This is a genomic window from Achromobacter sp. UMC46, from assembly GCF_014170335.1.
Lineage (GTDB): Bacteria > Pseudomonadota > Gammaproteobacteria > Burkholderiales > Burkholderiaceae_B > Achromobacter.
This window is the reverse complement of record NZ_LZZS01000036.1, coordinates 339044-361833: the sequence shown is the minus strand read 5'-3', so window position 1 is coordinate 361833 and position 22790 is coordinate 339044. Positions and strand designations below refer to the sequence as shown.

Below are 22790 nucleotides of genomic sequence, written 5' to 3'. Positions count from 1 at the left end.
CGCATCGCCTTCGGCGTATGGAAATCGCGCAAACCCTTCGACGTCAATCGCTTTATCGCCAACCAGGCTTGCGCCAAACCATAGAATCTACGAAGCACGTTCGGCATACTCGCGACGCAAGACACCGCCAAGTCCCCGAGGCCGCCCGCGCGGCCGACAAGGGACGACCCCGCAAGATCCTCCAAACCAAAACCGCCCCAAAGCAAAACGCAACGATCGCAACCCACACGCGAAGCGAAACACGTCACGACGCAAGACGACGCGTAAGCTCCCCAGTGGTGGAGGATCTTGCGGGGCCCGCTCCCGGCCGGCCGCGCGGGCGGCCTTGGGGAGCTTACGCGTCGTCTTGCGTCGTGACGTGTTTCGCTTCGCGTGTGGGTTGCGATCGTTGCGTTTTGCTTTGGGGCGGTTTTGGTTTGGAGGATCTTGCGGGGTCGTCCCTTGTCGGCCGCGCGGGCGGCCTCGGGGACTTGGCGGTGTCTTGCGTCGCGAGTATGCCGAACGTGCTTCGTAGATTCTATGGTTTGGCGCAAGCCTGGTTGGCGATAAAGCGATTGACGTCGAAGGGTTTGCGCGATTTCCATACGCCGAAGGCGATGCGTAGGAGTTTTCTGGCGATGATGTTTAGGGCCTGTGTTGAGGCCCAGCCCTTGGCTCGTAACGCTGCATAGAGGGGTTTGAAGGCAGCCGTTCGGCTGGCTGAAGTTGCCGCGTTATAAGCAAGGCTTCTCAGGGCCGCATCGCCCTGCTTGCTGAGTTTGCGCAGGCCTTTGTAGGCTCCAGATTCTTTGGGCGTGGGGTCTAGCCCCGCGTAGGCCACCACTGCGTCCGAAGAGGCGAACGGGATGCGGGTGACGGCCGTCACCAGAGCGGCCCCATCAAGAGCATCTGCCAACTGCGCCAAGGCATCCAACGCGTGCTGGACCTGAACTTGCGATCCCACGTGCTTATGCCGATCGCTGGACAGGCGCAGCCTCGTCTTGCGATCAATCGGCGGTCACGGCCGCTAGATTCTTAATCGACGTATTTGGGCGGGGTGGGATATCTACCAACGTCAGTCCGCTACTGACGGCTGATGGATGGGTGCGTCCCGGTCCCCAGCACCCCCGACGTGAGATCGGTAAGTGCTATAAAAACATACAAGGATGGGTGGAGTGCGTTCCGGTTGGCCCAAGTACACGGACGTATGCCGCACGCAACCCATCGCGCATTCCGCCATTGCGCGCATAGCCCATCATCGATGCCTGCCACCATGATGGGTTGCGCGCGATCGGCGTTGCCGTTCTTACACCGGATTTGCCGCGCTCCACCCATCCTACGATTGACGGTCAATGCATGGTTGAAGACCCATTCGCGATCGACGATCAAACCGTCAGAAGAGCGACATCGCCGGATCCCGTCACCGCCCTCCCTTTTAGACGGGTGGCGCGCGTACAGGTGCGAAAAAGCAAGCAGCTATGCGCCGCGCGCCACCCGTCGCTCCACCTCCCCCACTGACTGCGGGGACCAAAAGAAAACCACTCACCACCAGCGCGCAAGCGACCATCGCCCCGACGCATCAACAACGCGTATGCAGAATGCGTCCGCCCGCGCGGACGCATGAGGCGGGCCCCGCAAATCTCGTCAGTAAACGGCGCTCTAGCAGCGCGCGAACCAAGATGGCGCAGCTCGTCGCCGGGGTCGGGTGGGTGGCGCGCAACCTTGATGCGCCCGAGGGAATCTGAAGGCAGCGGCCGTAGGCCGCAACGAAGATGACGAAGGGGCAGTCCGGAGCGAACGCTCCGGACCGCAATCGTGGGCGCGCGCCACCCACCCGACCCCGGCGACGAGCGTCCCACGAAGATCTAGGGCAAGTCCCACGAAGATCTAAAGCAAGTCCCAAGAAAACCTAAGACACGCCCAACAAAAATCACATAAGTAGCCCTAAAGAACCACTTAAGTAAGCACCCCAAGAATCGCATCCCGAGCCTGATGCGACAACTCCAGCCGAGTCGGCAAACTCCCGTCCGCATGTCTCGCCGCCAACACAGGCAAAAACACCACCTCGACAGACAGCCCCGTCGTCCCCATCACCCGCCACAGATTCGCCACCAGGCTCTCTTCCCCGACAAACGCCGCGAACCCGTCCCGCTTGCCGTCACGCAAAAACCGCAACGCCACTGGTTGGATTTCCACTGCCGCCGAGCGCGCCGGCTCGAACAGGCTTGCGTGGAAAGGAAGAAGATCGAAGCCTTCGCTTGTCGTGCCTTCCGGGAACAGGCCGACCGCGTCGCCCAGCTTGAAGCGGGCCTGCATCGACTCACCCATCGCGTGCACCGCGTGACGTTGCCCGCGTTCGATGAACAGCGTGCCCGCCCCCGCCACCAGCCAGCCGATCACCGGCCAGCTGCGGATCTCGCTCTTGGCCACGAACGACGTCGCCCGCGCGGAATTCAGCACGAAGATATCGATCCAGGAAACGTGGTTCGCCACCAGCAGCACCGGGCCCGCCAAGCGTGGCTCGCCCTTGAAGACGACCCGCAACCCACAGGCCGCCATCAACGCCCGGGACCAGGTGCGGTTCAACCACGCACGGGAGGTTGGCCTAAGGAAGGGATAGACCGCTCCTACGCAAAACAGGCCGAAAACGATCAAGGGCAGCACCAGTGCCAGCCGTAGGACAAAGCGCAGCAGCTTCAAACCGAAGTCTCCCAGGCCAGCCGGCCACCGACCACGGTGGCACGTACCCGACCGGGCAGCATCATACCCGCGAACGGGGTGCGGGCGCTGCGGCTTTGCAGCGCGGCCGGCATCACCAGCCATTCGGCGTCCAGGTCGGCCACGCACACGTCCGCCGGCGCGCCCACGCCCAACTGGCCCGCCTGCGCGGCGCCCGGCGCCATCCGGCCGAGCACGGCGCCCGGGCCCGACGTCACCCGGGCCAACGCGTCGATCAGCGGCAGGCGGCGGTCGCGCACCCATTTCAGCGTCAGCGACAGCAGCAATTCCAGCGCCGTCGCGCCGGGCGCCGACACCGGGAACGGCACCGCCTTGCCCCGGCCATCAACCGGCGTGTGGTCTGAGCACAAGGCGTCGACCAGCCCCTCGGCCAGCGCCGCGTGAAGGGCGTCGCGGTCGCGCTGGCCGCGCAACGGCGGCGACAGATGGAAATTCGTATCGAAAAAACCGATGTCGACGTCGGTCAGATGCAGGTTGTGGGCCGACACGTCGGCCGTCACCGGCAGCCCTTCCCGTTTGGCCGCGCGCAGCAGTTCCAGCCCCGCCGCCGTTGACAGGCGGGTCAGATGCACGCGGGCGCCAGTTGCGCGCTGAAGTTCGAAAATCGTTTGCAGCGCCACCGTTTCCGCTTGGGGCGGCAGGCCCTCCAGCCCCAGGCGTTCGGCGTAGGCGCCGCTGGCGGCGACCCCGCCGCGCGCCAGCCACGGATCTTGCGGACGCAGCCACAAGGCGTGGCCCTGCCCGCTGGCGTAGCGCATCGCGCCCCATAGCACCCGCGTGTCGGCAATGCCGTGATCGCCCTGGGCAAACGCGATGCAGCCTGCCTGGGTCAGCAGGCCCATTTCCGCCAGCGTCTCGCCGGCCAGCCCCACGGTCATCGCGCCCAGCGGATGGACGCGGGCGTGGCCGGGGTCGGCCTGGCGCATCAGGGCGTCGACTTTGCCCGGCTCGTCCAGCGTGGCGTCGGGTTCGGGCGGCAGCACCAGCCGGGTCACGCCGCCGGCGAGCGCCGCACGCAACTCGGCGGGCGCGAAGGCGGATCCCGCCGCCACCCCGCCGGCCCCCGCGGGCTGCAACACCCGGGCGGACAGATCGACCAGCCCCGGCAGCACGGCCAGGCCGGCGGCATCCAGCACGCGGTCGGCCTGGAAGCCGTCCGGCGCCGTGCCCACGGCCACCACGCGGCCATCGGCCGTATAGATGTCATGCCGCCCGTCCACCCCGTTCGCGGGGTCGATCAGCCGGCCGTTGGCGATATGCAGCCTCATGGGGCGTCTCCTGCCAGCACGTGGAGGACGGCCAGGCGCAACGGTTGAAGCAGGCCGGCCAATTGCGCCTCGACGGGAGGCAGGCTGGCGGCCACGTCGCCATCCACTTCCACGCCCGGCGTCAACGCGCCGGCGGGCAGCAGCAGCACGTCGGGCTTGGCGGCGGCCAGCGCGGCGGACGTCAGGCCATAGGCCTGCGCGTATTCCCGGGCGGACGGCAGCAGCGCGCCGCTGATCCGTTCGACGTCCAGGGGCAGCACGATGACCACATCGGCATCCTGCAAGCCTTCCTGCAGCGTGGCGCACGCGCGCACGCCCAGCTGCGGCAGGCTGTCCGGCATGAGCGTGCGCGGCGCGACGGCGCGCACTTCGGGCACGCCAAGCGTCGTCATGGCGTGGATAACCGAGCGCGCCACCGGCGAATGGCGGATATCGCCCACCAGCGTCACGGCCAGATTGGTCAGGTCTTGCTTGATGTCGCGCATCGCCTGCACCAGCGCCAGCGCGGGTAGCGGGTCCGCATGCCCGCCATCGCCGGCATTGACGACGTGCAAGCCCGGCGCGGCGTGCGCGGCCGCGCAATGGGCCGCACCGCTTGCCGCATGGCGCAGCACCAGCACGCCGGGCGCCAGGCCGGCCGCGGTCTGGGCCAGCGCGTCGCCCGCGTGGGCATCGGCGTCTTGCGCATCGAGCGCGACGGGCAGCAGGGACAGGCGCGTGGCGGCGTCGGCGTAGGCGTCGCGGCCGGCGGGGTCGTCAGGCAGGAAAAGGAAAACGGGGCGGGGCGCGACGGCGGGCGCGTCGCCGGCGGCCAGCGCGCGGGCCGCGTCGAGCAGGCGCTCGACATGGCGCCGCGGCAACCCTTCCGTTGTCAGCAGATGAATGAGTTCGCCGCGGCGATCAAGTTGCGGATTGAGCATAGGCAGGCCGGGCCCCGTGCTTCAGGACGCAGGCAGGGTGTCGAGGTATCGTTGCAGGATAACAGCCGCGGCCATTGCGTCGTCGGCCGCATGCGTGCCCAGCAGGCGCTGGGCCTCCATGCTGGAGCCGCGTTCGTCGACCAGTTCGACGGCGATGCCGAAGCGGCCGTGCAACTGGTTGGCGAATCGCCGGCAACGCGCCGTGGCGGGCTGTTCGCCGCCGTCGGCGTCCAGCGCCAGCCCCACGACCACGCGGTGCGGCTGCCATTCCTGCAACAGCGCCGCGATGCGGCCGAAACGCGCGTCGCGGATTTCACTGAAAATGATTTCCAGCGGACGCGCCTGGCGCGTCAGCGTGTTGCCGATGGCGACGCCGATCTTCTTTTCGCCGAAGTCAAAGCCAAGCAGGGTCTCTTCAGGCATGGCCCGCGCCGCCCGCCAGCATGACCGGATCGATGCCCAGCAGCTTCAACGCGGCCGGGTAGCGGCCTTCGGGAGGCACATCGAAGATGATGTGGTCATCGGCGCCGACGCTGAGCCAGGCGTTCTGGCCCATTTCGCTTTCCAGCTGCCCGGCGCCCCAGCCGGCGTACCCCAGCGTGACCAGCATCCGGGCAGGCCCGTTGCCGTCGGCCACGGCCTGCAGCACGTCGCGGGAAGTCGTCAGCGCCATCGCGCCCATCTTGATGCTGGAACTGTAGTCGCCCGCGGGCGCGTGCAGCACGAAGCCGCGGTCGGTCTGCACCGGGCCGCCGAAGAAAACCAGCGTGTCCTTGACGGGGCCGATTTCAAGCGTCAGTTCAATGCGCTCGAACAGGGTGCCCAGCGTCAGGTCGGTGGGCCGGTTGATGACCAGGCCCAGCGCGCCGCGCTCGGTGTGTTCGCATACGTAGATGACAGAGCCGGCCAGGCTGCCCTCGACCATGCCCGGCATGGCGATCAGGAACTGGTTGGCAAAGTTGGCCGCCTGCGTCGCGGCGGCTTCGTGGTGTTTTTCCGTCATGGCAACCCCTTCATGGGTAGTCTGAAAGAACCGAGGACGGGGCGCGCGCTACTGCGCGGCGGCCCTGCTTGCCTGGCGGCAGACCGTCCTGCGGTTACGAGGGATGGGGGCTTGCCCCATCTTACGAGCCCTGGCGGAATAGGTCAGCGGATCGGGTTCAGATTTCCATCAATTCAAAGTCCTCTTTGCGGGCGCCGCATTCAGGACAGACCCAGTTCGGCGGCACGTCTTCCCAGCGGGTGCCGGGAGCAATGCCCTCGTCGGGCAGGCCGGCCTCTTCGTCGTAGACCCAGCCACAAATCAGACACATCCAAGTACGCATAGTTCTCTCTTACATCAAATCCCGGCCTTGGTCCCCGTGGCGGGGCAAAGGTGGGGGGCTTCCATTAGAATGGGGACAATCTTACCGAAACCCAATAGGGGTTCCCCTGATTCACCTCAAATTGAGTCCGGGTACCCTCACTCAAGCGCTGTCCACGTGGCCCCCGTAACTCCCCCTCTCGTTTTGGTCTTCGGCCCGCTCGATCCCTCGGGATCCGACGGCTTGCCCGCGGACGCCGTCACCTGCGCCCGTCTGGGCTGTCACGGCCTGGCGGCCGTCACCGCGCTGACCGTGCAGGACACTGCCGGCATCGAAGAAATCCATCCTGTTTCGCCCGACTTGCTGGACGATCAGGCCCGCTGCCTGCTGGAAGACATGTCCGTGCAGGCCATCAAGGTGGGCGGACTATACACCGCTGAAACGGCAAGCGTGGCCGCCCAGGTCGCCGCCGACTACAACCAGGTTCCGCTGGTGCTGCACCTGGGCCAGCGCGCGCCCCTGCCGGCGGACGCCGCCGACGAGGACGACGCCGACGACCTGCTGGCCGCCACGCTGGAACTGGTGCTGCCGCAGACCGATCTGCTGGTCATCGAGCACCTGCGCCTGGCGCAGTGGCACGCCGACGGCGACATCGATATCGGGGACGCACCGAGCCCGATGCACGCCCTGGTGGCGGCCGGCGCCGCATGGGTGCTGGTGCTGGGCAGCCCGCAGCGGCCCGGCCATTACGCCAACGTGCTGCTGGGCCCCAGCGGCCAGACGCACACCTGGCCGTGGCAGGCGCCGCCCGACCGCAACGGCGACGCCGGCGGCCTGGCCGCCACCGCCATCACCGCCATGTTGGCGCGCGGGCTGGAAATGCCCGAAGCCGTGCGCCAGGGCCTGGCGCACGCCGACGCCTCGGTGGCCGCCAGCTTCCTGCCGGGCATGGGCCGGCGCATCCCCAACCGGATCCAACCGCAATGAAACCGCTGCGCTTTCCCGCCGGCCTGTATGGCGTCACCCCTGAATGGGACGATACCGACCGCCTGCTGCAGGCCGTGCGCAAAGCCGCCGACGGCGGCATGCGGTCGCTGCAGCTGCGCCGCAAGAACGTGCCCGACGCCGTCCGCGCCGAACAGGCCCGTGCGCTGGCCCCGCTGTGCCGCGAGCTGGGCGTCGTGTTCCTGATCAATGACGACTGGCGCCTGGCGCTGGACGTGGGCGCCGACGGCGCGCACGTGGGCCGCGAGGACGAAAGCCTGGCGCGCATCCGCGCCGAAGCGGGCCCCGACCTGATCCTGGGTGGCTCCAGCTACGACGACCTGGCCCGCGCCCGCGAACTGCTGGACGCCGGCGCCGACTACATCGCCTTCGGCGCGATGTTCGCCTCGACCGTCAAGCCCGACACCGTGCGGGCGCCCCTGTCGGTGCTGACCGAAGCCCGCCGCCTGGTCGAAGACTGCGACGCCCCCCGGCCCGCGGTGGTCGCCATCGGCGGCATCACGCCCGACAACGCGCTGCTGGTGGCTCAGGCAGGCGCCGACGCCATCGCCGTCATCACCGGACTTTTCGAAGCGCCCAGCATCCGGGCCGCCGCCTCGGCCTGCTCCGCGCCCTTTATCGTCAACCCCAACCGCAAGCCTTGAACGCCATGTCCCGTAACGAACAGCTTTTCGAACGCGCCTGCCGCAGCATCCCCGGCGGCGTCAACTCGCCCGTGCGCGCTTTCCGCTCCGTCGGCGGCACGCCGCGGTTCATCAAGCGCGCGCAAGGCCCGTACGTGTGGGACGCGGAAGACAAGCAGTACATCGATTACGTGGGCTCCTGGGGCCCGGCCATCCTGGGCCACTCGCACCCGGAAGTGGTGCGCGCGGTGCAGGATGCGGCCGTCAACGGCCTGTCGTTCGGCGCCCCCACCGAAGCCGAGATCGAACTGGCCGAAGTGCTGATTTCGCGCCTGCCTTCGCTGGAACAGGTGCGCCTGGTCAGCTCCGGCACCGAAGCCACCATGACGGCAATCCGCCTGGCGCGCGGCGCCACCGGCCGCGCCAAGATCGTGAAATTCGAAGGCTGCTACCACGGCCATTCGGACAGCCTGCTGGTCAAGGCCGGCTCGGGCCTGCTGACCTTCGGCAACCCCAGCTCGGCCGGCGTGCCGCCGGAATTCGTCTCGCACACGCTGACGCTGGAATTCAACAACCTGGAGGCCGTGCGCCAGGCCTTCGCCCAGCATGGCGCCGACATCGCCTGCATCATCGTGGAGCCGGTGGCCGGCAACATGAACTTGATCAAGCCGTCGGCAGGCTTCCTGGAAGGCCTGCGCGACGTCTGCACGCAATACGGCGCGCTGCTGATTTTCGACGAAGTGATGACCGGTTTCCGCGTAGGCCCCCAGGGCGTGCAGGGCCTGACCGGCGTCAAGCCGGACATCACCACGCTGGCCAAGGTGATCGGCGGCGGCATGCCGGTGGGCGCCTTCGGCGGCAGCGCCGAAATCATGAAGCACATCGCCCCGCTGGGCGGCGTGTACCAGGCCGGCACGCTGTCGGGCAACCCGGTCGCAGTCGCGGCCGGCCTGGCCACGCTGCGCCTGATCGCGGCGCCCGGCTTCTACGAGAAGCTGTCCGCCCAGACCGCGAAGCTGGCCCAGGGCCTGCAAGAACGCGCGCGCGGCGCCGGCCTGGCCTTCTCGGCCGATTCCGTGGGCGGCATGTTCGGCATCTACTTCAGCGACCAGGTCCCGACCTCGTTCGCGGAAGTTTCCCAGTGCGACACGGCGGCGTTCAACCGCTTCTTCCACGCCATGCTGGACCACGGCGTGCATTTCGCGCCATCCGCGTTCGAAGCGGGCTTCGTATCGGCCACGCACGACGACGCCGTGATCGCGTCCACGCTGGACATCGCCGAAAAGGTCTTCGCCGCGATGTAGTTCGCGCAAGCGGCGCCCGGCCGGCCCCGTGCCGGCTCAGGGCGCCTTGTAGCGCTCGTACAGGGCGGTCACGTCCCTGACGTAAGCTTGGGTTTCCGCGTAAGGCGGCACGGCATCGTACTTGCGCACCGCCCCCTCCCCCGCGTTGTAGGCGGCCAGCGCCAGGTCCAGACGGCCCGGGTACTGGTCGAGCAGCCGGCGCAGATGGCGCGACCCTGCCCGCACGTTCGTCGCCGGATCCACCAGCGCGCGTTCGATATCGTCCACCGACAGCACCGAAGCCGCCGTTGCCGGCATCAGCTGCATCAGCCCCAGCGCGCCCTTGGGCGACCGCGCATCGCTGCGGAACCCCGATTCGATCGCGATCACCGCGGTCAGCAAGGCCCCGTCCACCCCCGAATCCTGCGCCGCACGGGCGATCAGTCCGTCGTGGGCCGTGGATGGCTTGGCGTCGCCCCAGCGCAAGGCCCGGGAGGTCGGCGTATTCACGGCCAGCCGCGCCCCGTCACCGGCCTGCGGCGGACAGTCCAGACAGGCCTTGATGCCGTTGCTTCGCCACACCGTCCGCGCCTGCGCCCGCTTGTAATACTTGGCGTAGCCCGTGGGCACTTTCATGGCGCGCCAGACACCGTACGGGTCTTTGTAACGGTAGACCTCGCTGGCCTGGGCAGAGCGGGCTGGCGCCAGCGTCAGCGCGCCCGCCACGAGGGCCGCCACCGCCGCCATGCCCCCGGCCCGCGCCGCGAGGGCGCGCAAGGCAGGCAGAAGGGAAAGGGGATATCGGCGCATGGGTCGGGGCGAAAGCGGCGTCCAAAGACGGGTTGGCGTGCCCCTATGCTGCGGCGGCCAACCGCATTTGTCGCTCGGCCCTACGCCCTAGTCCGGCGCCGCCGCGCGATTTCCCTGTGTAAATCAGGGCCGAAACTACGGCATACGTCGGACGAGTACGATAGAATATGTCGCAATATTTCGTTTATTTACCAAATGAATGAACCTGGCAGCCGACGAGCGCCAGGCGGGAGAGGCTGAGATGGACGCAGAAAACACGCTCCAGCTGGTGCTGGATGCCAATACCAACGTCCTGACGGCCATCTACACGCCGCCTGCGAGCCCAGCCACGGCGGCGGTGGACGATGAAGACGCCCCCGCCGTCGAGGCGATTGGCGCGGCCAGCGCCCAGGCCGCCCAGGAACAGGACGCCGACACCGACGTCGCCGTGGACACCGCGCCCCGCGTCAACCTCGACCTGCCCACCTGGGACACGCTGACCGCCGCCGCCGTCGCGCAGGGCTGGACCGCCGAGGCGCTGGACAACCACGCCGTGCTGGCCTTCATCGACCAGTGCCGCAGCGCCGCCGAGCCCGTGCAGTTCGCCGTCGGACAGGTGGTGGACGGCTCGTTCGAGCTGGAACTCGACGCCACCCGCATGGCCGCGCTGCTGATCCTGCACCCGCCCAAGGGCGGCCAGCCTGTCACCCTGGATGCGCTGCACCAAGCCGTGGCCGACCGCGGCATCGTGCATGGCGTGCTGCAACAGGCCATGGCCGACGCCATCGAACAAGGCCGCACCGCCACGGTGATGATCGCCCAGGGCACGCCGCCCACGCGCGGCACGCCCACCCGCTTTGAAAGCCTGCTGGACCGCCTGAAGCCGCGCGCCCAGGAAATCGACGAACTGGCCCAGGTGGACTACCGCGACCTGGGCAGCCTGCTGCTGGTGTCGCCCGGCACGCCGCTGATGCGCCGCGTGCCCCCGCTGCCCGGCGTGGACGGCACCGACGTGCTGGGGGAACCCGTCCTGCCGGAAGAAATGCCCGACACGCCCTTCTCCAAGGACATCTCGGGCGTCGAGGTCGACCCGGAAGACCCGCTGCTGCTGCGCGCCACGATCGCCGGCACGCCCAAGCTGATCAGCCAGGGCGTGCAGGTGAATCCGATGGTGGAAGTCGACGCCGTCAACCTGTCCACCGGCAACATCACCTTTGAAGGGTCGCTGCAAGTGCGCGGCGACATCGCCGCCACCATGGAAGTCCGCGTGACCGGCGACGTGGTCGTCAACGGCACCATCGAAGCGGCGCTGGTGGAAGCCGGCGGCAGCGTGACCGTCAAAGGCGGCGTCATCGGCATGGCCGAGGCCCTGCAGGACGCCGCGGCCACGGCCCGCACCGCCCACATCGTCTGCGGCGGGATGCTGAAAGCGAAGTTCATCGAAAACGCGATCATCAGCGCCGGACAGGACGTGGAAGTGGAACGCGAAATCCGCCAGAGCAGCATCGCCGCCGGCGGCAGCGTGCTGGTCGGCCCGCCGAACACGCAGCAAAGCGCCATCACCGGCGGGCAGACCCGCGCCCTGAATGCCGTGCGCGCCGGCACCATCGGTTCGCCGTCGGGCATCCCCACGATGGTGCAGGCCGGCCTGGACCCGCATGCCGACATCAAGCGTTCGGCGTTGACGCGCAAACGCCTGAAAATGAACGAGGAAAAGGCCAAACTGGAACAACTGCTGATGTTCCTGAAGGCCAACCCTCAGCGCGCCCCGGGCGACGTGGTGGAACGTGCCCGCAACACCCACGGCAAGCTCAGTGGCGAACTGCTGGCGCTGGACGCGGAAGAAGCGCAGCTGGTCCGCGATCTGCTGCCGCTGCACACCGCCGTCATCACGGCGACGCGGCGCTTCTGCAGCGGCTCGAAGATCCAGCTGGGCAACAAGATGCAGGAGTTCCTTGAAGACCAGGTAGGCGGCAAAGCCGGGCTGGAAGAAGGCGAGATCGTCATCCGCTGACCTCGCCGCGCACGGCGCCCGCCCCCGCCGGGATCAGGGCGCCAGTTCCTTGAACCAGACCCGCGGTGAAATGCCGCGGTCCGGCCCCAGGATGGAGAACCCGCCGTCCACCGGGATATCCACACCCGTCATCCACGACGCCGCATCCGAACACGCGAAGCAGACGGCCGCGGCGATTTCGCTGCCCGAGCCGACGCGGCCCAGCGGATGGAAGTGCGCCCCCACCGCGTCGGCGGCTTCCCGCGAACCGCCCGACAACTGCTCGACCGACGGCGACCACGTCCAGGCCGGCGACACCGCCAGCACCCGCACGCCGCCCGGCGCCAGTTCCACCGCGAAATTCTTGGTGATCTGCAGCAGCGCCGCCTTGGACGCCGGATACAGCGCACGTCCAGCCGCACCGAACTTGCCGCCCGTACTGCCCAGGTTCACCACCACGCCGCCCTGCGGCAGGTGCGGCGCCGCCAGCTGCGTGAAGATCGCGGCCGACACCAGGTTGGTGTCCAGCGTGCTGTGCCATTCCTCGCGCGAGGACGCCAGCCCCCGGTCCGTGTACTGGCACGCGTTGTTGACCAGGATGTCCAACCGGCCGAAACGCGCCAGCGCGGCGTCGATGCAACGCTGGATCTGGCTGTCCTGGCCGATGTCGGTCTCACAGAACAACGCCCGCCCGTCCAGCTCCTGAGCGAGCGCCTGGCCCGCCTGGGCGTTGCGCCCGACCAGCACCACATTGGTGCCCGCCGCGGCCAGACCCCGCGCGATATCGGCGCCCAGGCCCTGCGTGCTGCCGGTCACGATGGCCGTCTTGCCGGCCAGGCCGGGAAACCCTGAAAAATCCATGGATAGTCCTTGATCAATGCGGCGCGGCGGCCCAGCGCACAGCATCCGCCACCGAACCGGTTTGTGCAATCAACCGCATGCTGGCCAGCGACGCCTGGTGCACGGCTTCGTCGGCCGAGGCGCACGCATCTTCGGCCACCATCACGTCAAAACCGATGTCGGCGGCATGGCGCACGGTGCCTTCCACGACGGAATGCGTCGCCACGCCGGCCACCACCAGGCGGCGCGCGCCGATCACGCGCAGCGTCTCCTCCAGCGGCGTGCCGTAGAAGGCGCTGATGCGCGTGTGCTTCACGACGAATTCGCGGGCACTGCCGGCCAGCGGTTGCAGACCCTCGTAGAAGGCGCTGCCCCACTGGCCTTCAGGCACCGCCCCGATCGTCGCCACATTGCGGAAGATCGCGCAGTTGGGCAACAGGTCGGCGTAGTCCGGACGGAACGCGATGCGCACGTGCACGATGGGCAGCGACCGCGCCCGTGCGCCGTCCAGCAAGGCCGCGGCGTTGTCCAGTAGGCGCTGGCGCGCCCCGCTGTCGGCGTCCAGCCCGACGCGGATCTTGCCGTCGGGATGCAGCACGTCGTTCTGGTAGTGCAGCGCCAGCACCGCGGCATCCGCCCCCTTCACACGAACACCTCGAACACGTCGTGCGCATCGTCGCAGTTGACGAGGTCCACGCGCTTCATGCGGATACGCCAACCGTCGCCCTCGGCGGCCAGCTTGTGGGTGTAGCGGCCGGCCAGCTGGCGCGGCAGGCGCTTGCGCCATTCCGTCATCTGGAACGCGGAATGCACCACCAGGTTGCCGCCCGCATCCACGCCTTCGACCTGCACGCCGCCCACCAGCCGCACGCTGCGCGTGGGCGGCTGCTGCGACCAGTTGCGGGGATGCTCCAGCCTGCGGATGCGCACGTCGCGCAGCATGCGGTCTTCCCAGAACAGCGAAATATGGTCGTACGGGCTTAGCTGGCCCGGCACCCGCGGCATCCAGTACATGCCGTCCGGCGTCCACATCGACTGCCATTCGTCATACCGCCGTTCGTCCAGCAGCCGCGCCTCGCGGTACAGAAACTGGGCGATGCGGTGGTAGGCGTCCGCCGGTACGTCGGCGGGCGACAGGCCCGCGGTGCCGACGTCGAAATCCAGGTCTAGCAGCATGCGCCTTCTCCCGTGGCGGGCGCGTTCGACGCCGCGCCGGCTTCCATATAGGTCTTCCAGGCGCGGAACTGGTTGCGCATGGGCAATTCGCTGGTGCCGTTGACGGACACCAGGCCATCGGCGTCGCTGCGGTCGCTGCCGTGGTAGCGGTGCATGCTGACCCATTCGCCGCCGCGCGTGGCGTTGCCTTCCTGGCAGCGGTTGTAGAGTTCGATGTCGTCCGGCATCACGTTGGACGACGGCGAGTTGATGACGTTGGCATACAACATGGCGCGCTTGAACACGCCGTCCGGCGCGCCCTTGCAGCGGAAGGTCTGGATCTCGATCAGCGTGCGGTCCACGGCGATCGGGCGGATCACGCGGAACTGCTGGAACACGGTGTGCGGCGATCCGCTGCCGTAGATGACCGTGTTGTGGCGGTTCATGCCCAGGATCTCGCGGGCGCGCTCCTCGCCGTAGGCGGCCGTCAGCGTCTCGAAGTGCGCGCGCGACACCGGGTCGCGCTCGGCGGCGCCCGGGTTGAAGATGCCTTCCATGTAGCCGTGGCCGTTGTCGTAGGCGCGCAGCTCCAGCTTTTCCCAGAATTCGTAGGGCTCGCCGTTGCCGTCCATGATGTGCAGCTCCAGCGGCATTTCGCCCATTTCCTTGGCCTCGTCCCGGGCCGCGGCATAGGACGATTCATGCGTCACGCGGGCATGCATCGTGTCGTGCAGGTTCTCGTAGAACACCTTCCAGTTCGACCGCTGCATCACGCGGAAGATGCCGCCTGCGACTTCGACCTCGCCCACCGGCGACCGGTCGCACAGGTTGTCGATCGACGAGCGCACGCCGCCCAGGAAATCCGTCAACGCAGGCCCCGCCTTCGCCTGGCTGGCGAACACGAATCCGCGGTAGCTTTCCACGCGCGCCAGCCGGCGCATCGAAAACGCCGGGTCCGTCGGATCATAGGACGTGCCCTCCAGGCCCTGCTTGAGCGGCACGCCAAGATGGCTGCCGTCCAGCTTGAAGGTCCAGGCGTGGTACGGGCAGCGGAAGAACTTTCCCACGCAGCCCTCGCCGTCGGCCACGATCTTCGCGCCCTTGTGCGGGCAGCGGTTGTACAGCACGTGCACATTGCCGTCGGACGCGCGCACCATCAGCACGTCCTGGTCGCCCACGCGGGTGGTGTGGTAGTCGCCCGTCTTGGGCACCTGGCTTTCGTGGCCCACGTAGATCCAGGCGCGGCCGTAGATCCGCTGCATCTCCAGGTCGAAGATCGCCGGGTCGGTGTAGACGCCGCGGTGCACGCTGTCGCCGCGCACCATCGCGGCCAGTTGTTCTTGCGAATAAGACATGTCGGCCTCCTACTTGTCCTGGCTGTCTTTCCAGCGCGCCATCAGCGTGTTGGACGGCAAGGTCTCGTCCAGCAGCTTCGCCGCGGTTTCACGGCCCGCCACCGGCAGGCCCTTGGGATCCAGCAGGCCCACCTGCACCAGCACGCTGGCCTGGTCCCAGTAGATGTGCTCGTGATAGAGCTTGTCGCCGCGGAACTTCACGATGGCGATCAACGGGATCTCCACCGGCCGGCCCGTCGGCGCCACCCCGGGCAGCAGCCAGTCGATCTCGGTCGTGTGCGTGAAGCAGAACAGCAGCTCGTCCACGATCTGGGTCGCGCCCACCGTGCGCGACAGCGGCACCAGCCGCGTGTCGGGCGGATTGCTGTTGACGAAATGGTGCTGGTAGAAGCGCGACAGCTCCTTGTGGCCCACGCCGCCCGTCATCGTCGGGATATGGTTCACATAGGGTTCGGCGACCATCGTGGCCATCGTGGCCGCCACGTCGCGCGTGCCGAACTCGTATTCGCAGTGCTTGTCCCACAGCGCCGAATAGTCGAATTCCGGGCCGATGGCGCGTTGCAGGGCGGCCATGCTGCGCTGGTGCGCCATCAGGGCCGACGGCTTGTCGTAGTGGTCGCCGCCGGTGCGCGCGAACGCGTGGTCCATGCCGGGATACACATAGAGCTCCACGCCCGGCTTGCCGCCCAGCGCTTCCAGGATGCGCTGGCGCGCCGCGGGCGGACAGAAGCCGTCCTGCTCGGCGATGTGCAGCACCAGCCGGCCGCGCAGCGCCGACGCTTCTTCCAGGCAGTCTTCGATGCCCACGCCGTAGTAGCCCACCGCCACATCCACTTCGGTGCGGCAGGCGGCCAGATAGGCCAGCTTGCCGCCCAGGCAGTAGCCCAGCACGCCCACTCCGCCCTGCTGCTCGGGCAGCCCGCGCAGCACGGCGATCGTCGAGGCGATGTCTTTCACGCCCAGTTCCACGTCGAAGCCCTGGTAGAGCTCGAACGCGCGCGGCATGTCGGCCGGGCCGTCGGTCAGCTGGATGCCGGGCTGCTGGCGCCAGAACAGGTCGGGCACCAGCACCACGTAGCCCTCTTCGGCCAGCAGTTGCGCCGCGCGGCGCATGAAATCGTTGACGCCGAATATCTCCTGGCACAGCACCAGGCCAGGGCCGTGGCCCGCGGCCGGCACGGCCAGGTAGGCGCCGAAGGACTTGCCATCGTGCGAGGGGATCGCGATCTCGCGCGTCGTGATGTTCCGGGTCATGCGGTTCTCCTGTGATGCGTGATGCGTATGGCGTGAAGCGCGCCGCCTACTTCATCTGGCAGGCTGCGGCGAAAGGGTCCTGGTACTGCGTCAGCACCGTGCCCGTCAGCTTGTTGGCCAGCTTGCCGTCCGCGCCCGCCTCGACGACGCGCAGGTAGTAGTTCTGGATCGGATACTGGTTGCGGTTGAACTTGAAATCGCCCCGCACCGACTTGAAGTCCGCGCGCCGCAAGGCCGGGCGCAACGCGTCCGCCTCCAGCTTGCCGCCCGTCTGACGCACGGCGCTGTCCAGCAGCATCGCGGCGTCATAGCCTTGCGAGGCGTACAGCGTCGGGCTGCGGTTGTAGGTCTTCTTGAAGTCTTCGACGAACTTGCGGTTGGCGGGGTTGTCCAGGTCGGCCGCCCACTGCGAGGTGTTGCGCAAGCCCCGGATGGGCGCGCCGACCGCCGCGATCGTGTCTTCGTCGCCCGAGAAGCCGGGCGCCAGCAGCGCGATGTCTTTCGACAGGCCCGCGCCGTTGAACTGCTTGATGAAATTCACGCCCATGCCGCCGGGCAGGAAGAAGAACACCGCGTCCGGCTTGCTGGCGCGCAGCCGCGTGATCTCGACGCCGTAGTCCAGCTGGCCGAGCTGGGTGTAGATCTCTTCGGACAGGCCGCCCTTGTACAGGCGCTTGAACCCGTTGAGCGATTCGCGGCCGCCGGGATAGTCCGGCGCGATAAGCGCCACGCTCTTATAGCCCTGGTCGGCGGCGTACTTGCCCATGGCGGCGGGGATGTCCTCGTTCTGCCACGCCACGGCGAAGAAATTCGGGTTACAGCCCGCGCCGGCATAGTTTTCCGGCCCGGTGTTGGTGCTGAGGTAGATCGTCCCCGACTGCAGGATGGCGGGCATCACCGGCAACAGCACGTTGGAGAACACGATGCCCGTCATGATGTCCACCCGGTCGCGGCGAAGCAGCCGCTCAACGGCCTGACGCCCCGTGTCCGCCTTCTGCTGGTCGTCGGCCACCACCACTTCGGCCGGCAGGCCGCCCAGCTTGCCGCCCGTATGCTGCAGCGCCAGATTGAAGCCGTCGCGAATCTCGTTGCCCAGCGCCGATCCGGGACCGGACAGCGTGGTCAGCAAACCCACCTTGACCTTGTCGGCGGCCGAAGCCCCTGCCGCGGCCGCCATGCAGACCAGTGCCGCCAGCGCACGCCGGCGCCAGAGATTTCGATTCATGAGCCACCCCGTTTCCACCGCCAGCCCCGCTGGCGGAAAGCTGACAGAACCCGTCTGCCGTCGGTTCGTGCGTGCTGCCGATCCACGTCGTCACCCAGCGTATGCCGCCGGGCCGCGCCGCTCTATCCGAATCTGGTCAGTTTTATCCGGGATTCACTTAATTCCCAACCCCGGACGATTAAATTACTCTGGCCGCAGATACGGGAGCGTTCCCGTCCCGGAGGCACCCATGCACGGCTGGTCCCGACTCACGCTTGCGCCCTTGCTCAAACGGCGCGTGTTCAGCTCCACTCAGCAGGACGAGACCCGCACGCGCGTGTCCGAAGCGTTGAAGGAACACCGGCTGACCTGGAAAGGCGGGCGCGTGGACGCCGAACTGAACCGGGGCCGCTTCGGCTCGCTGACGGTCTGTACGTTGCGCTACGGCGCCGAAGTCCACATCGAACCCGACCGCCTGCAAGACTTCATGCTGGTGCAGGTGCCGCTGCGCGGCCGCGCCTGCATCGAATGCGGCGACGAACGCGTCGACGCCAACCCCGATTGCGCCGCCGTCATCGCCCCCAACCGCCCGGTGCGGCTGCACTGGGAAGCCGGCTGCGAACAACTGCTGCTGAAGATCCCCCGCGCCAAGCTGGAAGCCATCGGCCAGCACGCCTTCGGCGACGCCGCCGCCCGCCCGCTGGACTTCAGCCCCGCGCTCCGCCTGGACACCCCCATCGGCGCGGTCTGGCGCAGCATGGTGAGCGGCCTGATCCACCTCCTGCCCACCCTGGACGACGGCGCCCCGCGCCCGCCCGCCGCGTGGCTTGCGCACATGGAAGACAGCCTGATCCTGCACCTGCTCTACAACCAGCCCAACACCTGGCAGTCCCAGGCCGGCCAGACCCCGACCGTCCCGCGCCGCCTGACGCTGGCCGAAACCTACATGCGCGACCACCTGTCCGCCCCCCTCACCCTGACCGACATCGCCCGCCACGCCGGCGCTAGCGCCAGCGCCCTGACCCGCCTCTTCCAGGAACACCGCGACACCACCCCCATGAACGCGCTGCGCGCACTAAGGCTGGACACGGCACGGCAAAAGCTGAAGGCAGGCAAAGCGGCCAGCGTGACCGAAGTCGCGCTAGCCGTAGGCTTCGGGCATTTGGGAAGATTTTCGGAGTACTACCGGGAACGCTTTGGCGAACTGCCGAGGGAGACGCGACGCGCATGACGGGGTGGACCTCGTCTCGACGCAAGACGATGCGTAAGCGCCACGAGGCCGCCCGCCAAAACAATCAAGCAGCTGGCACTACAGCCGTCACTTCAATCTCCACCTTAGCCCGATCCTCGACCAGATCCGCCACTTCCACCGCCGTCATCGCCGGAAAATGCCGCCCGATGAACTCCCGGTAGTGCTTGCCGATCGCCGGATACGCCGCCACATACGCGTCCTTATCCGTGACATACCAAGTCATCCGCACAATATGCTCAGGCTTAGCGCCGCCCTCGGCCAGGATGGCGACAATGTTCGACAGCGTCTGGCGGACCTGGTCCGCCAGGTCATCCGACTCGAACTGCTGCTGGCCATTCCACCCCACCTGCCCGCCTACGAACACGAGCTTGCTGCCCACCGTCATTTCGGTAAGCACGCCATTCGAATAGCCCCGGGGCGCCATCCAATCCGGCGGTTGCAGAATCTTCATAACGTCTCATCCTATTTTTAAGAAAACAAACTACAGGGTGGCCCGCGCCGCTTACGCCGCGCTGGCCAGATAATCCTGCATGCGTTCCCGCAAGTCCGCAGGCAGCGGCATCGACTTCATCGTCCGCAAATCCACCGTCACGATCGTCAGCGTCGCCGACAACCGCAACTGGCCGTCAGGCCCTTCGAAACGCACCAGCGCCTTGAACGACGCGCCGCCGATGCGCTGCACTTCCAGCGTCTGACGCAGGCGTTCGTGCCAGCGGCTGGGCGCGCTGAAATCGCACGTCACCGAGGCCATCGGTGTACCGATGTGGCGATCCACGTGCAGCGTGTGGAACGGCAGCCCCATGCCCTTGTCGAACCACTCTTCGACAAAGTCGTTGATCATCTCGAAGTAGCGCGGATAGAAGACGATGCCCGCCGGGTCGCAATGACGGAAGCGGACTTCTACCTGGCTAGTGAAAGGAGCGGCCATGATGATTTCCCGGTTGCCTGTTCAAGCCATCTTGCGCAGCGCGAAACGTTGCAGCTTGCCCGTTTCGGTACGGGGCAGCGCCGCCACGAATTCGATCGCGCGCGGGTATTTGTAAGGGGCGATGCTGGCCTTCACGAACGCCTGCATCGCCGCCACGAGCGCATCGCTGGGCTCATAGCCCGGCTTGAGCACGACGAACGCCTTGACCAGCTGGCCGCGCTCGTCGCACGGCGCACCGACCACGCCGCATTCCGCCACGGCCTCGTGGCGCAGCAGCGCGTCCTCGACTTCCGGACCGGCGATGTTGTAGCCCGCCGACACGATCATGTCGTCGTTGCGCGCCTGATAGAACAGATAGCCGTCATCGTCCTGCATGAAGGTGTCGCCCGGCAGGTTCCAGCCGCTTTGCACGAAGCGGCGCTGGCGTTCGTCGGCCAGATAGCGGCAGCCCGTCGGGCCCTTGATCGCCAGCCTGCCCACCGTGCCGTTGGGCACCGGGTTCATGTCGTCGTCCACCACTTGGGCCACATAGCCCGGGACCACCTGGCCGATGGCGCCGCGCTTGACCGATTCCGGCGGGCTGGACACGAACACGTGGATCATTTCCGTGCCGCCGATGCCGTCGATCATCTCGATGCCGCTGGTCTGCTTCCAAAGCTGGCGGGTGGCGTCCGGCAAGGCCTCGCCGGCCGACACGCTTTTCTTCAGCGACGACAGGTCGAACTTGCCGACCAGCGCCGCCATCTGGCGGTAGAAGGTGGGCGCGGTGAAGACGATGGTCGCGCGGAAGTCCTGGATCAGCTCCAGCAGGCTTTCCGGCGTCAGCTTTTCCGCCAGCACCGTGCTGGCGCCCACACGCAGCGGGAAGCACAAGAGGCCACCCAGGCCGAACGTGAAAGCCAGCGGCGGCGTGCCGCAGAAGATGTCGTCCGGCCCCGGCTTGATGACGTGCTTGGGGAACAGGTCGCACATCGCCAGCACGTCGCGATGGAAGTGCATGCAGCCCTTGGGCGACCCCGTGGTGCCGCTGGTGAACGCGATCAGGCACACGTCATCGGCGGACGTGTCGCAAGCCGCGTAGTCGTCCGGCTTGGCCGCGGCCAGCGCGTCCAGCGCATCCGGCGCCGTGTCGTTGAAGTACACGATCTGCGACAGCCCGGCGCAATGGTGCTCGTGGCCGGGCTGGGCGCAGAACTGCGCCTCGTCTTTCAGGCGGGCATCGCACAGCACCGCCTGGATCTGCGCCTTTTCAATGATCTGCTTGAGCTCTTTGGCGCGCAACAGCGGCATCGTAGGCACCGTCACCAGGCCCGCCTTGATCGCGGCCAGCCAGGCGGCGGCCATCATCGGGTTGTTCGGCCCCCGCAACAGCAGGCGGTTGCCGGCGACAAGCTTCATGTCCTCGGTCAGCACGCGCGCAATGCGGTTGGTCAGCGCGGCCAATTCCCGGTAGGTCATCGTGGCCGGCTTGCCGTCCTGGCGCCAGCGCAGCGCGACGCGCTCGCCAAAGCCGCGGCCGACCATGGCGTCCACCAGCTCTACCGCGCAATTGAGACGTTTCGGATAGGCCACGTCGGGGCCGTCCAGCAGGAACTCTGGCCATTGTTCGCCCGGGGGCAGATTGTCCCGGGCGAACGTGTCGATGTGGGCGGAACTTTCCATGAATTTCCCCTTGCTATGCGGTGCGGTGTGGTTGGCGTTGCGGAATGGCGAAGGCTCGATGGCCCTTTACGCCTTCAGCAATTCACGGGCGATGATCAACTTCTGCACTTCGGTGGCGCCTTCGTAGATACGCAGCGCTCTGATTTCCCGGTAGAGCTTTTCCACCGGCATCCCCGACACCACCCCTGCGCCGCCGAACATCTGAAGCGCGCGGTCGATCACGGTCTGGGCCGATTCCGTGGCCGTCATCTTGGCCATCGCCGCCTCGCGCGTGGTGCGCAGTTTCTGCACGTCGCGCATCCACGCGGCGCGGTACGTCAGCAGCGCGGACGCGTCGATGGCGGTCGCCATGTCGCCCAGCGCGGCTTGCGTGAGTTGCAGGTCGGCGAGCGTCTGGCCGAACATGCGGCGCGACTTTGCGCGCGCCAGGCCTTCGTCCAGCGCCCGGCGGGCAAAGCCCAGCGCGGCCGCCGCCACCGATGCGCGGAAGATGTCCAGCGTCATCATGGCCAGCTTGAACCCCTGGCCCGCATCGCCCAGGCGATGCGACACCGGGACGCGGCAGTTGTCGAAAGTGATCGTGGCCAGCGGGTGCGGCGCGATCAGTTCGATGCGTTCGCTGACCTCGAAGCCCGCGGTGTCGGCATCCACCACGAAGGCGCTGATGCCGCGCGCGCCCGGCGCTTCGCCGGTGCGGGCGAAGACGACGTAGAAATCGGCGATGCCGCCGTTGGAGATCCAGGTCTTGGCGCCGTTCAGCACATAGTGGCTGCCGTCGAGACGGGCTTCGCAGGCCAGCGCCGCCACGTCCGAACCCGCGTCCGGCTCGGACAGCGCGAAGGCGGCGATCGCCTCGCCGCTTGCCACGCGCGGCAGGTAGTGCCGGCGCAGTTCGTCCGACCCCATCAGCGAAATGGAGCCGCTACCCAGGCCCTGCATGGCGAACGCGAAGTCGGCCAGGCCTTCATGGCGGGCGAATGTCTCGCGCAGGATGCAGACGGCGCGGGAATCCACTTCCGGTAACGCGCCGCCCCAGGCGCCGCCAGGGCCGCCTGCGACCGCATAGCGCAGCCATCCGGCCTGGCCCATGGCCTTGACCAGCTTCTTGCAGGCCGCGTCGGCGTCGTGGTGGTCGACCTCGCCCAGCGACGTCTCGCACCAGGCGTCGACGTCATGGGCCAGTTTGCGGTGCGACTCGTCGAAAAACGGCCAGTCCAGCCAGCTTGTGTCGCGCATC

Annotated in this window: 23 protein-coding genes; 5 read left to right on the top strand and 18 right to left on the bottom strand. The window is 67.6% G+C overall.

Features of this window, described 5'->3' with window-relative positions:
• Nucleotides 1-517: 517 nt before the first annotated feature.
• From A9973_RS27010 to A9973_RS26980, 7 genes are all read right to left on the bottom strand, one after another.
• Nucleotides 518-943 (bottom strand): transposase, encoded by a 426-nt coding sequence (locus tag A9973_RS27010; protein ID WP_183015393.1) that lies wholly within the window; start codon nucleotides 941-943, stop codon nucleotides 518-520.
• A gap of 992 nt (nucleotides 944-1935) precedes the next feature.
• Nucleotides 1936-2679, bottom strand: a complete 744-nt coding sequence (locus A9973_RS27005; protein ID WP_183016684.1) for a 1-acyl-sn-glycerol-3-phosphate acyltransferase — start codon at nucleotides 2677-2679, stop codon at nucleotides 1936-1938.
• Nucleotides 2676-3986, bottom strand: coding sequence for a dihydroorotase (locus A9973_RS27000; RefSeq protein ID WP_183016683.1), 1311 nt, complete (start codon nucleotides 3984-3986; stop codon nucleotides 2676-2678). Before A9973_RS27000 ends, A9973_RS27005 begins: the two co-directional genes overlap by 4 nt.
• Nucleotides 3983-4906, bottom strand: coding sequence for an aspartate carbamoyltransferase (locus A9973_RS26995; protein ID WP_183016682.1), 924 nt, complete (start codon nucleotides 4904-4906; stop codon nucleotides 3983-3985). Before A9973_RS26995 ends, A9973_RS27000 begins: the two co-directional genes overlap by 4 nt.
• 21 nt (nucleotides 4907-4927) lie before the next feature.
• Nucleotides 4928-5329, bottom strand: a complete 402-nt coding sequence (ruvX, locus tag A9973_RS26990) for a Holliday junction resolvase RuvX (protein ID WP_183016681.1) — start codon at nucleotides 5327-5329, stop codon at nucleotides 4928-4930.
• A complete protein-coding gene (locus tag A9973_RS26985) occupies nucleotides 5322-5909 on the bottom strand; it encodes a YqgE/AlgH family protein (RefSeq protein ID WP_183016680.1) in 588 nt (195 codons plus the stop codon). Before A9973_RS26985 ends, ruvX begins: the two co-directional genes overlap by 8 nt.
• A 157-nt stretch (nucleotides 5910-6066) precedes the next feature.
• Nucleotides 6067-6231 (bottom strand): rubredoxin, encoded by a 165-nt coding sequence (locus A9973_RS26980; RefSeq protein WP_003814980.1) that lies wholly within the window; start codon nucleotides 6229-6231, stop codon nucleotides 6067-6069.
• 120 nt (nucleotides 6232-6351) lie between these two features.
• On the opposite strand from A9973_RS26980, the gene A9973_RS26975 reads away from it, so the two are divergent.
• From A9973_RS26975 to hemL, 3 genes are read left to right on the top strand one after another with little or no spacing between them, the layout of a single operon-like run.
• Nucleotides 6352-7197 (top strand): hydroxymethylpyrimidine/phosphomethylpyrimidine kinase, encoded by an 846-nt coding sequence (locus A9973_RS26975; RefSeq protein WP_370539542.1) that lies wholly within the window; start codon nucleotides 6352-6354, stop codon nucleotides 7195-7197.
• Nucleotides 7194-7859 (top strand): thiamine phosphate synthase, encoded by a 666-nt coding sequence (gene thiE / locus A9973_RS26970; RefSeq protein ID WP_183016678.1) that lies wholly within the window; start codon nucleotides 7194-7196, stop codon nucleotides 7857-7859. The genes A9973_RS26975 and thiE overlap by 4 nt, the downstream gene beginning before the upstream one ends.
• Before the next feature lie 5 nt (nucleotides 7860-7864).
• The gene (gene hemL, locus A9973_RS26965) at nucleotides 7865-9142 is read left to right on the top strand and encodes a glutamate-1-semialdehyde 2,1-aminomutase (RefSeq protein WP_183016677.1); all 1278 of its coding nucleotides are present in this window, start codon (nucleotides 7865-7867) and stop codon (nucleotides 9140-9142) included.
• A gap of 36 nt (nucleotides 9143-9178) precedes the next feature.
• Here the strand turns inward: hemL and A9973_RS26960 are convergent, their stop codons facing one another.
• Nucleotides 9179-9931, bottom strand: coding sequence for a lytic transglycosylase domain-containing protein (locus tag A9973_RS26960; RefSeq protein WP_183016676.1), 753 nt, complete (start codon nucleotides 9929-9931; stop codon nucleotides 9179-9181).
• A 241-nt stretch (nucleotides 9932-10172) separates the two neighbouring features.
• Here A9973_RS26960 and A9973_RS26955 point away from each other — a divergent pair, with 241 nt between their 5' ends.
• Nucleotides 10173-11924: a DUF342 domain-containing protein gene (locus A9973_RS26955; RefSeq protein WP_183016675.1), complete on the top strand. Its 1752-nt coding sequence runs from the start codon at nucleotides 10173-10175 to the stop codon at nucleotides 11922-11924.
• Between the two features lie 33 nt (nucleotides 11925-11957).
• On the opposite strand, the gene A9973_RS26950 is transcribed toward A9973_RS26955, so the two are convergent.
• Genes A9973_RS26950 through A9973_RS26925 form a run of 6 tightly spaced genes read right to left on the bottom strand, consistent with a single transcriptional unit; the run spans nucleotide 11958 to nucleotide 17732 of the window.
• Nucleotides 11958-12764: an SDR family oxidoreductase gene (locus tag A9973_RS26950; protein ID WP_183016674.1), complete on the bottom strand. Its 807-nt coding sequence runs from the start codon at nucleotides 12762-12764 to the stop codon at nucleotides 11958-11960.
• Between the two features lie 13 nt (nucleotides 12765-12777).
• On the bottom strand, nucleotides 12778-13389 hold the full coding sequence (locus A9973_RS26945) for an isochorismatase family cysteine hydrolase (protein WP_183016673.1): 612 nt from the start codon (nucleotides 13387-13389) through the stop codon (nucleotides 12778-12780).
• Nucleotides 13386-13919, bottom strand: coding sequence for an aromatic-ring-hydroxylating dioxygenase subunit beta (locus A9973_RS26940; protein ID WP_183016672.1), 534 nt, complete (start codon nucleotides 13917-13919; stop codon nucleotides 13386-13388). The genes A9973_RS26945 and A9973_RS26940 overlap by 4 nt, the downstream gene beginning before the upstream one ends.
• Complete coding sequence (locus A9973_RS26935; RefSeq protein ID WP_183016671.1) at nucleotides 13910-15253, bottom strand: aromatic ring-hydroxylating dioxygenase subunit alpha; 1344 nt, start codon at nucleotides 15251-15253, stop codon at nucleotides 13910-13912. Before A9973_RS26935 ends, A9973_RS26940 begins: the two co-directional genes overlap by 10 nt.
• Before the next feature lie 9 nt (nucleotides 15254-15262).
• On the bottom strand, nucleotides 15263-16507 hold the full coding sequence (locus A9973_RS26930) for a dienelactone hydrolase family protein (protein WP_183016670.1): 1245 nt from the start codon (nucleotides 16505-16507) through the stop codon (nucleotides 15263-15265).
• A 46-nt stretch (nucleotides 16508-16553) separates the two neighbouring features.
• Entirely contained in the window at nucleotides 16554-17732 is a 1179-nt protein-coding gene (locus A9973_RS26925) for an ABC transporter substrate-binding protein (protein WP_183016669.1), read from the bottom strand.
• Nucleotides 17733-17961: 229 nt separating this feature from the next.
• Here A9973_RS26925 and A9973_RS26920 point away from each other — a divergent pair, with 229 nt between their 5' ends.
• Nucleotides 17962-18942, top strand: coding sequence for an AraC family transcriptional regulator (locus A9973_RS26920; protein WP_183016668.1), 981 nt, complete (start codon nucleotides 17962-17964; stop codon nucleotides 18940-18942).
• A 64-nt stretch (nucleotides 18943-19006) separates the two neighbouring features.
• On the opposite strand, the gene A9973_RS26915 is transcribed toward A9973_RS26920, so the two are convergent.
• The 4 genes from A9973_RS26915 to A9973_RS26900 form a co-directional block, all read right to left on the bottom strand.
• The gene (locus A9973_RS26915) at nucleotides 19007-19414 is read right to left on the bottom strand and encodes a RidA family protein (protein WP_050447060.1); all 408 of its coding nucleotides are present in this window, start codon (nucleotides 19412-19414) and stop codon (nucleotides 19007-19009) included.
• A gap of 51 nt (nucleotides 19415-19465) precedes the next feature.
• A complete protein-coding gene (locus tag A9973_RS26910) occupies nucleotides 19466-19891 on the bottom strand; it encodes a thioesterase family protein (protein WP_183016667.1) in 426 nt (141 codons plus the stop codon).
• 21 nt (nucleotides 19892-19912) lie between these two features.
• A complete protein-coding gene (locus A9973_RS26905; protein ID WP_183016666.1) occupies nucleotides 19913-21553 on the bottom strand; it encodes an AMP-binding protein in 1641 nt (546 codons plus the stop codon).
• Between the two features lie 66 nt (nucleotides 21554-21619).
• Complete coding sequence (locus A9973_RS26900; protein WP_183016665.1) at nucleotides 21620-22789, bottom strand: acyl-CoA dehydrogenase family protein; 1170 nt, start codon at nucleotides 22787-22789, stop codon at nucleotides 21620-21622.
• Between the last annotated feature and the right edge of the window lies 1 nt (nucleotide 22790).